This is a genomic window from Pseudomonas sp. FP2309, from assembly GCF_030687575.1.
Taxonomy (GTDB): Bacteria; Pseudomonadota; Gammaproteobacteria; order Pseudomonadales; family Pseudomonadaceae; genus Aquipseudomonas.
On sequence record NZ_CP117439.1, the window covers coordinates 2,025,853 to 2,035,000 of the forward strand.

The following is a 9,148-nucleotide window of genomic DNA, read 5'->3' on the forward strand; positions in this document are numbered from 1 at the left end:
AAAAAGGCCGGTCGTAGCTTTTGCTGACGCGACTGGCTGTATCTAAGTTAAGACGGATGAGAATCAAAAACCCTTAAGCTTGATATGAAAGAAAATGTTTCAAGTTTGGAGGCAGTGGGTTTTTGCGCGTGGATCAGGCGCGAAAGGAGGCAAGGGAAGTCTGGAACCGGCGCTCATCAGGGGCAGGAGCGAGCAAGCTCGCTCCTATCCATCAGCCTTGCTGGAACATCTGCGCCGCGTGGCGGCGTATGTTGTCTTCAGACAGGTCTTCTTTGTGGGTTGCAATGAACCACACGTGGCCGAACGGGTCCTTCAGCGTGCCGGAACGGTCGCCGTAAAACTGGTCCTCAGGTTCGGCGATCGACAAGAAGACTTAGCTGGGCTCCAGCAATTGCGCGCCCGGCCCGCGTTCACCCAATTGATCGTCCTGATTGCGCAGCGGACAGGCCTCCAACGACAAACAGCCGCAGCCAATGCAGCCATTGAGCTTGTCCCGTAGCAGCAATAGTTTGCTGATGCGCTCGTCCAAATCTTCGCGCCACGACGCCGACAGACGCTCCCAGTCTTTGGCGGTGGGCGTGCGGCCATCGGGCAGTGTCTGCAGCGCCTCGCCTATGGTTGCCAACGGAATGCCCAGGCGCTGAGCGATCTTGATCACCACCACGCGGCGCAACACATCCCGTGGGTAGCGCCGCTGATTACCGGCGTTGCGCCGGCTGGCGATCAGGCCCTTGGTTTCGTAAAAGTGCAGGGCGGTGACCGCCACGCCACTACGAGCCGCCAATTGGCCGACGGTGAGCTCCTTGGTAACCATGAAAACTCCGATTAAGCGCTTGACCTTGACTTAACTAGAGGTTTTACCCTGCGTGGCATCGAATCGCAAGATTCTGCCTACACAGAAAGGGGAGTATTCATGCAGGTATCAGAGAAGAGTCTCGGCTTCACTCAACTTATCGAATTTCATATCGAGCCCCTGCAACAGTTCGCCCTGGTAGCGGCCTTGTCCACCCAGAGCGAGCGCCTGGCCCAGGATCAGCGAGGGTTCTTGAGTGCCAGCGTGCAGGTCAGCGACGACGGGCGCCGGGTCCTCAATTATTTGCAATGGCAATCCCGTGCGGATGGAGAGGCGGCGTTCAGGCGCTTTGAGCGCGCAGGTGAGGATTTCTGGACGCTGATCCGCGCCCATCAGGCCACGGCCGTGACCTTTGGCTCGTTCCATGTGCTGCGCAGTTTCGAGCGCAGCCAAGACAACGCGTTGCACTGTCGCTTATATGGATAGGTGCAGCATCCGTTCACCTTGCACCGTTTCCCCGGGGCGGCGCTTGTTCACCGCCAGCTCGCCGATCTTGATCAGGCGGGTGCGCGTGACATTGCGGCTCAGGCCCAGCAGGTTGGCGGTATGCACCTGGTTGTAGTGGCTGAAGCGATAGCCCGCGCGCAGCAAGGCGTCTTCGACCTTTTCATGCAGGGCGCCGGCCTGTTCTTCGAAGAGCTTTTGAAATGCGCGTTCGAGCAAAGCTTCGGCGCTGTTGTCGCTGCCGTGTTGGCTGTCGTCCTGACGCTCGATGCGCAGGTTTGACAGGCGTAAGTCGTCCCGTTCGATCACGCCGTTACGGCAGATCAGCAGGGTGTGGTGAATCACGTTTTCCAGTTCGCGGATATTGCCCGGCCAGCTGTAGCTCTTGAGCTTGTGTTCGGCCTCGCGGCTGAGGGTGATCGGGCCGTAGCCCAGTCGCCTGCTGTAGGCTTCGATAAAGTGACGGGTCAGCGGCAGGATATCGCCGGGGCGGTCGCGCAGCGGGCTGAGTTCCAGGCTGACCACGTCGAGGCGGTAATACAGGTCTTCGCGGAAATGCCCCGCGTTAATGGCTTTTTCCAGTTGCACGTTGGTCGCGGCCACTACGCGCACGTCTATTGGAATGCTCTTGCGCGATCCCAGGCGCACCACTTCGCGCTCCTGCAATACACGCAGCAGTTTGACCTGAATGGCCATCGGCAAATCGCCGATCTCATCCAGGAACAGCGTCCCACCGTCCGCCTCTTCGAACCAGCCGGCCTTGGCGCTGAGCGCACCGGTAAACGCGCCTTTTTCATGGCCGAACAGTTCGGCTTCTACCAGAGATTCGGAAAACGCTCCGCAGTTCACCGCCACAAACGGCCGGTTGCGCCGCGCGCTGAGGTTGTGAATATGGCGCGCCACCAGCTCTTTGCCCGTGCCGGTCTCGCCGATGATCAGCACGCTGGCTTCGCTGGGTGCCACTTGCTGGATATGGTCGAGCAACGCCTGGGATTTGGGGTCTTCGAAGACCTGTGCCGTGGCGCGAATAGAGGTCGCGAGGGCGGGCGAGGGCGGTAAGGTTAAAAGCTGCATGGGCACCTCTTTTTATGAGTAGAACGTTGCAGTCGACAGGACCTGGCCGCTAATAAATCGCGCAGGCGCTCGATCGTTGGCACTGGAGCCCAGGCGATTACCGAAGAGTCTTCGTACGAGTGCCCGGTAAGAATCAACGCGGCGTGGTAACTGCTGCTGTCAGCCGCTTGTGCTGCAGGTCCAACGCTGAAAATGCCGTTATCTGGCTGTTGATTTGTTGAATGCCTGTTGCCTGCGCAGCAGTGGTGGCTTGCCGTGGGGTCATATATAGAAGGTTACGGTTATTCCGTAAATGAATGTATTTGAATATTTATAGATCTTAAAGAAATATAAATGGGCGCTATGGAGGCGCTCGCAGCGGTTGATAGCGACTATCACGGACGGTGATTTTTCACTGAGCAAGGCCGGGCGTAGCCTGTGTTCATCGACTCCTCCTCTCTTTCGCAGGGCCGCCGTCATGAACCGATTTTTCGTTGTTAGCTTATTGCTTGTCAGCTCTCTACTCGCGGGGTGTGCGACCCACCCCTCACCTGAGTCGCGTCCGTACACGGCCGAAGAAACCAAGCAACTGGCGCTGGAAGCGCTGAGCCGCCGTGGGTTGTCGTTTGATGAATATCAACAGCAGCGCGCCGCACTGAACGGTCAGCCACAGAAGCCTTTCGGCTTTGATCGTCAGGGCGAAATGAATGCTGAACGTAGCGTGACGTTGCATGGTCGTCCCAGTTGATCCCGCGCTCAATAACAAAAAGCCCGAGGCTTCCCTTAAGGAACCTCGGGCTTTTTGTTTGCCCTGGCGTTACTTCAGCCTGTTAAGCTGAATTTCAGGAGCGTTCCTACGCACATTTACTTAAAGTGACCCTTCTTCAATGGCATTCGATCAGGTAAACCTGACGTCCTCTGTTCCTGTCGATGCCCCTGAGACGCTGCTCTCGGGAACCTGCTCTGCGAGTCATTACGTCATGAATAAACGTCCTTTGTATTTCGACTACGCCGCCACGACGCCGGTGGATGAGCGGGTCATCCAGGTCATGGTCGAGTGTCTGGGTTTCAACGCCAATTTCGGTAATCCGGCCTCCAGTTCCCATGCGTTCGGCCAGGCAGCCCGGCATACGGTTGAGCAGGCGCGTCGCCAAGTGGCCGAGTTGGTAGGGGCCCGGCCTGAGCAGATCGTCTGGACCTCCGGTGCCACAGAATCCAACAACCTCGCCATCAAGGGCGTGGCCCAGGCTCGGGGCGTGCCGGGCGGGCATATCATCACCAGCCAGATCGAGCACAAGGCCACTTTGGACACCGCGCGCCAGTTGCAGGAGGCCGGCGTGGCCGTGACCTACCTGGTGCCGGATGCCGACGGGCTGATCAGTGCCGACGCGGTCAGTGAGGCTTTGCGTGACGACACCTTTCTGGTCTCGTTGATGTTGGTGAACAACGAACTGGGTACCCTCAACGATATTCCCGCCATCGGTGCGCGGGTACGTGAGCACGGCGCGTTACTGCATGTGGATGCGGCGCAGGGGGCTGGCAAAGTTGCGATCGATCTGGCGCAGTGGCCAGTGGATTTGATGTCGTTTTCCGCACATAAGGTGTATGGCCCCAAGGGCATAGGTGCGCTGTACGTCGGGCCACGGGCACAGCAGAAAGTGTTGGCGCAAATTCACGGTGGTGGGCACGAGGGAGGCTTGCGCTCCGGTACCCTGGCCACCCACCAGATCGCGGGTATGGGTGCGGCGTTCGCCTTGGCGGCACAATCGTTTGCCGAAGAAAAAGCGCTTATCGTCGCGCTGCGTCGCCGTCTTCTGGATCAGTTGGCCTTGGTGGCCGGTGTACGCCTCAATGGCAGCGCCACGCAGCGTATTCCCCACACCTTGAGCCTGACCTTCGGCGAAGGCGAATTCAATGCTGCAGCCTTGAGTGCAGGGATGGCGTTTTCCGCGACATCGGCTTGCAATTCTGCGAGCAATGCACCGTCCCATGTGCTGCTGGCGCTTGGGCATGACGCCAGCAGCGCCGGGCGTACCATTCGCTTGAGCCTGGGACGGTTCACTACGGAGCAGGATATCGACAGGGCCGTTCAATTGATCAAGGCCGCGCTCGCCAGTGCACCGGCGTTCTGGGCTGTTTGATTTTTTACATAATAATGATGAGTGGTTAGCAGGAGACACAATGAGCACGCAGTCTTTGACCCATGGAACGGTTCCCCAGCGCCTGGCGCGCACCCGTGAACTGATGAGCCGCGAGGGTATCAACGCCTTGCTGGTGCCGTCGGCCGACCCGCATCTGTCCGAGTATCTACCGGGTTACTGGCAGGGGCGCCAATGGTTGTCGGGCTTCCATGGCTCGGTGGGGACGTTGATTGTCACCGCGGATTTCGCCGGTGTGTGGGCCGACAGCCGCTATTGGGAGCAGGCGACCAAAGAACTCAAAGGCAGCGGCATCGAGTTGGTGAAGTTGCAGCCGGGCCAGCCCGGACCGCTGGAGTGGCTGGCCGAGCAGACGCCGGAAGGTGGCGTGGTGGCAGTGGACGGCGCGGTGATGGCGGTGGCTTCGGCGCGCACCTTGGGTGGCAAGCTGGCCGAGCGCGGCGCGCGACTGCGTACGGATATCGACCTGCTCAATGAGGTCTGGCAAGACCGTCCTGCGCTGCCGAACCAACCGATTTATCAACACTTGCCTCCGCAGGCGACTGTCAGCCGCGGCGAAAAACTCGCGGCACTGCGTGCCAGTTTGCAAGAGAAGGGGGCCGATTGGCATTTCATCTCGACCCTGGATGACATCGCTTGGTTGTTTAACCTGCGTGGTGGCGATGTTTCGTTTAATCCAGTGTTCGTATCCTTTGCGTTGATCAGTCAGCAACAGGCCATGCTGTTTGTGGCGCTGAGCAAAGTCGATGCTGACTTGCGCGCTGTGCTCGAGCAGGATGGCGTGACATTGCGCGACTACAGCGAAGTGGCGGGCGCGCTGCGTGCGGTGCCGTCGGGCGCCAGCTTGCAGGTTGATCCCGCCCGCGTGACTGCCGGATTGCTGGAAAACCTGGCGGCCGGTGTCAAGCTGATCGAAGGACTTAACCCGACCACACTGGCCAAATCCCGTAAGAGCCTGGCTGACGCAGAGCATATCCGCCAAGCCATGGAACAGGATGGAGCGGCCTTGTGTGAATTCTTCGCCTGGCTCGAAGGTGCGCTGGGCCGTGAGCGCATCACTGAACTGACCATCGACGAGCACCTGACTGCCGCGCGCGCGCGCCGCCCCGATTATGTGTCGCTGAGCTTCAACACCATCGCTGCATTCAATGCCAATGGCGCCATGCCGCATTACCATGCCACCGAAGAAGAACATGCCGTGATCGAAGGCGATGGCTTGCTGTTGATCGATTCGGGCGGCCAGTACTTGGGCGGCACTACCGACATCACGCGGATGGTGCCAATCGGTACGCCGAGTGAGGAGCAGAAGCGCGACTGCACCCGTGTCTTGAAGGGGGTTATTGCACTATCCCGCGCGCATTTCCCTAAAGGTATTCTGTCGCCGTTGCTGGATTCCATCGCCCGCGCGCCGATCTGGGCAGAGGGCGTGGACTACGGCCACGGCACTGGGCATGGCGTAGGCTATTTCCTCAATGTGCATGAGGGGCCGCAAGTGATCGCCTATCAGGCCGCGACCGCACCACAGACAGCGATGCAACCGGGCATGATCACCTCGATTGAGCCGGGTACGTATCGTCCTGGACGTTGGGGCGTTCGTATCGAGAATCTGGTGTTGAACCGTGAAGCGGGCAAGACCGAGTTCGGTGAGTTCCTCAAGTTCGAAACCCTGACCCTCTGCCCTATCGACACCCGCTGTCTGGAGCCTTCGCTGCTCACGGCGGATGAGCGTGAGTGGTTCAATGCGTACCATACCGAAGTGCGTGAGCGTCTGAGCCCGCTGCTTGATGGCGCTGGGTTGGCGTGGTTGCAGTTGCGGACGGCGGCCATTTGATCGGTTGAACTTCCGCAGGCTGTTAAGGGCGTCGCGCTCGGGCGCCTAAGACTCGTTTGTCGAACGGCCGCGGCTGGGAAGGCATTAATAGGAGCAGCCGTAGGTGGCTGCTCGGGGGGGTTACTTACAAATAACGATCATGCTGCGGCTGGTGTAGCCGGCAGGATTGAGGCCGAAGGGATAGTCGCCTGGCTCCTCGGAATTGTCCCCGGATTTGGCGATAACCCGGTAGCCCTTGGTGCCGCATGAATTGGTTGCGCTTGTGTAGCACTGGTCCCAGGAAGAGGAGAGACCGGAGCAGTTGATGTGCAGCCCTTTTTTTCCCCGTTTTACCTCTGTCTTGGTAGTCGCAGCACAACCAGCCATGGCCACGACCATTAACAGTATCAAAATTCGCTTCATTCCTATCCTTAATAGCCGCTTCGCACTACATGAAGCCGGCTCTACTCGCTCTCGAGTGTAGCGTTCGTGCTGTCCTTGTCGAAAATCTCCATGAATGACATTCGTTTGCAGGCTAAACATGGCCTAAATGAGCAATAAATACCAGAGCTACGTTCAAAGATGATTCAGTCCGCGGGAACCAGCGGCCTGGACTCATCGCGCATCGTCAGAGTCGCACCCACCGACGCGAGGATAATGCAGGTGATGGCCAGCCATTGGGCCAGTGACAGGTGCTCTTGAAGGAAAAAAAGGCCCGAAAGCGCGCCGAATGCGGGTTCGATACTCATAAGGGTGCCGAACGTGCGTGCGGGGAGTCGTGTCAGTGCAACCATCTCCAGGGTGTAGGGCAGGGCAGTGGATAGAATGGCGACGCCGATGGCGACGGGAATCAGGCCAGGGGTCAGTAATGCGCTGCCGGCATGAACGATTCCGATAGGCGCGACAAACAGGGCGGCGATCATTACGCCGAGGGCGGCGGTCTGAACACCGTTGTCGTTACCGGCCTTCTGTCCGAACAGAATGTAGAGAGCCCAGCAAACGCCGGCCCCTAATGCGTAGGCGGCGCCAACTAAATCGATACCGCTGCTGGCGTCCCCCATGGGAATCAGCAGGAGCAGCCCGATGATTGCGAGCCCAATCCAAAAAAAATCCACTGCCCGGCGCGATGCATAGATCGCTACGGCGAGCGGGCCTGTGAATTCCAGGGCTACCGCGATACCCAGCGGCACACTGCGCAAGGACATATAGAAGAGGAAGTTCATACCGCCCAATGCCATCCCGTAGATGATCACGGTGCGCAATGAGCTGGCCGTCAACTTGGCACGCCACGGGCGCAATATAAGCAGCATGATCACGCTGGCAAAAATCAAACGCAGGGTCGTAGTCCCCTGTGCGCCGACAATAGGGAACATGCTCTTGGCCAATGAGGCGCCTGACTGGATGGAGGCCATGGCGATCAGCAGAAGACCAACAGGAAACAGTGCCGAGGTTAGACGGCGGGAGGAGATGGTCATGGGGCTGGTCCGATGTCATAGGTGAATAGCAGGGGCGCTATGATGCTCAACTGTCTGTGTTTGGGCAATATATTGCTCAGTCTCTTGTTGCTTCGCTGTCCTATATAGAGGAAGTGGACGGTTTTAGCGTTCTTGATAGAAAAACCAAATAAATGGTTGACGCCAGATTCTGGAAGCCTATAATTCGCCCCACTTCCGGCGCAGTCGAAACGGAAAACTCTTTGGTAAACAATGAGTTAAGCGGTTTTCGGCAGTAAGGTGCTTCAGTTCATCGAAGCCAAAAGGAAGTTGAAAAAGAGGTGTTGACAGCAGCGTGTAACGCTGTAGAATTCGCCTCCCGCTGAAGAGAGATCTGAAGCGCAAGTGGTTGAAGTTGTTGGAGAAATCTTCGAAAGCTTCTGAAAATAATCACTTGACAGCAAATGAGGCTGCTGTAGAATGCGCGCCTCGGTTGAGACGAAAGCTCTTAACCAACCGCTCTTTAACAACTGAATCAAGCAATTCGTGTGGGTGCTTGTGGAGTCAGACTGATAGTCAACAAGATTATCAGCATCACAAGTTACTCCGCGAGAAATCAAAGATGTAACCAACGATTGCTGAGCCAAGTTTAGGGTTTCTTAAAAACCCAAAGATGTTTGAACTGAAGAGTTTGATCATGGCTCAGATTGAACGCTGGCGGCAGGCCTAACACATGCAAGTCGAGCGGTAGAGAGAAGCTTGCTTCTCTTGAGAGCGGCGGACGGGTGAGTAATGCCTAGGAATCTGCCTGGTAGTGGGGGATAACGTTCGGAAACGGACGCTAATACCGCATACGTCCTACGGGAGAAAGCAGGGGACCTTCGGGCCTTGCGCTATCAGATGAGCCTAGGTCGGATTAGCTAGTTGGTGAGGTAATGGCTCACCAAGGCGACGATCCGTAACTGGTCTGAGAGGATGATCAGTCACACTGGAACTGAGACACGGTCCAGACTCCTACGGGAGGCAGCAGTGGGGAATATTGGACAATGGGCGAAAGCCTGATCCAGCCATGCCGCGTGTGTGAAGAAGGTCTTCGGATTGTAAAGCACTTTAAGTTGGGAGGAAGGGCAGTTACCTAATACGTGATTGTTTTGACGTTACCGACAGAATAAGCACCGGCTAACTCTGTGCCAGCAGCCGCGGTAATACAGAGGGTGCAAGCGTTAATCGGAATTACTGGGCGTAAAGCGCGCGTAGGTGGTTTGTTAAGTTGGATGTGAAATCCCCGGGCTCAACCTGGGAACTGCATTCAAAACTGACTGACTAGAGTGTGGTAGAGGGTGGTGGAATTTCCTGTGTAGCGGTGAAATGCGTAGATATAGGAAGGAACACCAGT

8 protein-coding genes, 1 rRNA gene and 1 pseudogene (1 of these 10 cut by a window edge) are annotated in these 9,148 nt (G+C 57.4%); 5 read left to right on the forward strand and 5 right to left on the reverse strand.

What is annotated here, in order from left to right; genetic code table 11:
• Positions 1 to 211: 211 nt before the first annotated feature.
• Positions 212 to 364 (reverse strand): annotated as a pseudogene (locus PSH59_RS09415) (VOC family protein); the annotation flags it as partial.
• Between the two features lie 9 nt (positions 365 to 373).
• On the reverse strand, positions 374 to 814 hold the full coding sequence (gene soxR / locus PSH59_RS09420; protein ID WP_248083853.1) for a redox-sensitive transcriptional activator SoxR: 441 nt from the start codon (positions 812 to 814) through the stop codon (positions 374 to 376).
• Between the two features lie 99 nt (positions 815 to 913).
• On the opposite strand from soxR, the gene PSH59_RS09425 reads away from it, so the two are divergent.
• On the forward strand, positions 914 to 1,279 hold the full coding sequence (locus tag PSH59_RS09425; RefSeq protein ID WP_305394876.1) for an antibiotic biosynthesis monooxygenase: 366 nt from the start codon (positions 914 to 916) through the stop codon (positions 1,277 to 1,279).
• Here PSH59_RS09425 and PSH59_RS09430 read toward each other — a convergent pair.
• Positions 1,268 to 2,371: a sigma-54-dependent Fis family transcriptional regulator gene (locus tag PSH59_RS09430; RefSeq protein ID WP_305394877.1), complete on the reverse strand. Its 1,104-nt coding sequence runs from the start codon at positions 2,369 to 2,371 to the stop codon at positions 1,268 to 1,270. The two genes, PSH59_RS09425 and PSH59_RS09430, sit on opposite strands and share 12 nt — an antisense overlap.
• 457 nt (positions 2,372 to 2,828) lie before the next feature.
• Here PSH59_RS09430 and PSH59_RS09440 point away from each other — a divergent pair, with 457 nt between their 5' ends.
• The 3 genes from PSH59_RS09440 to PSH59_RS09450 all read left to right on the forward strand — a co-directional run bounded on the left by PSH59_RS09440 (position 2,829) and on the right by PSH59_RS09450 (position 6,340).
• On the forward strand, positions 2,829 to 3,098 hold the full coding sequence (locus tag PSH59_RS09440; protein WP_248083850.1) for a hypothetical protein: 270 nt from the start codon (positions 2,829 to 2,831) through the stop codon (positions 3,096 to 3,098).
• 232 nt (positions 3,099 to 3,330) lie between these two features.
• Positions 3,331 to 4,491, forward strand: coding sequence for a cysteine desulfurase family protein (locus PSH59_RS09445; RefSeq protein ID WP_305394878.1), 1,161 nt, complete (start codon positions 3,331 to 3,333; stop codon positions 4,489 to 4,491).
• Between the two features lie 40 nt (positions 4,492 to 4,531).
• The gene (locus tag PSH59_RS09450) at positions 4,532 to 6,340 is read left to right on the forward strand and encodes an aminopeptidase P family protein (protein ID WP_305394879.1); all 1,809 of its coding nucleotides are present in this window, start codon (positions 4,532 to 4,534) and stop codon (positions 6,338 to 6,340) included.
• A 120-nt stretch (positions 6,341 to 6,460) separates the two neighbouring features.
• Here the strand turns inward: PSH59_RS09450 and PSH59_RS09455 are convergent, their stop codons facing one another.
• Positions 6,461 to 6,742 (reverse strand): hypothetical protein, encoded by a 282-nt coding sequence (locus tag PSH59_RS09455; protein ID WP_248083847.1) that lies wholly within the window; start codon positions 6,740 to 6,742, stop codon positions 6,461 to 6,463.
• Between the two features lie 164 nt (positions 6,743 to 6,906).
• On the reverse strand, positions 6,907 to 7,794 hold the full coding sequence (gene rhtA, locus PSH59_RS09460; protein ID WP_305394880.1) for a threonine/homoserine exporter RhtA: 888 nt from the start codon (positions 7,792 to 7,794) through the stop codon (positions 6,907 to 6,909).
• 637 nt (positions 7,795 to 8,431) lie between these two features.
• Here rhtA and PSH59_RS09465 point away from each other — a divergent pair.
• A 16S ribosomal RNA gene (locus PSH59_RS09465) occupies positions 8,432 to 9,148 on the forward strand; it runs 820 nt beyond the window's last position.

What these genes read in the sequence shown, in the direction of transcription:
- PSH59_RS09450 (WP_305394879.1), top strand. Translation starts at nt 4,532, where the DNA reads ATGAGCACGCAGTCTTTGACCCATGGAACGGTTCCCCAGCGCCTGGCG.
- PSH59_RS09445 (WP_305394878.1), top strand. Translation starts at nt 3,331, where the DNA reads ATGAATAAACGTCCTTTGTATTTCGACTACGCCGCCACGACGCCGGTG.
- PSH59_RS09430 (WP_305394877.1), bottom strand. Translation starts at nt 2,371, where the DNA reads ATGCAGCTTTTAACCTTACCGCCCTCGCCCGCCCTCGCGACCTCTATT.
- rhtA (WP_305394880.1), bottom strand. Translation starts at nt 7,794, where the DNA reads ATGACCATCTCCTCCCGCCGTCTAACCTCGGCACTGTTTCCTGTTGGT.
- PSH59_RS09425 (WP_305394876.1), top strand. Translation starts at nt 914, where the DNA reads ATGCAGGTATCAGAGAAGAGTCTCGGCTTCACTCAACTTATCGAATTT.
- soxR (WP_248083853.1), bottom strand. Translation starts at nt 814, where the DNA reads ATGGTTACCAAGGAGCTCACCGTCGGCCAATTGGCGGCTCGTAGTGGC.
- PSH59_RS09455 (WP_248083847.1), bottom strand. Translation starts at nt 6,742, where the DNA reads ATGAAGCGAATTTTGATACTGTTAATGGTCGTGGCCATGGCTGGTTGT.
- PSH59_RS09440 (WP_248083850.1), top strand. Translation starts at nt 2,829, where the DNA reads ATGAACCGATTTTTCGTTGTTAGCTTATTGCTTGTCAGCTCTCTACTC.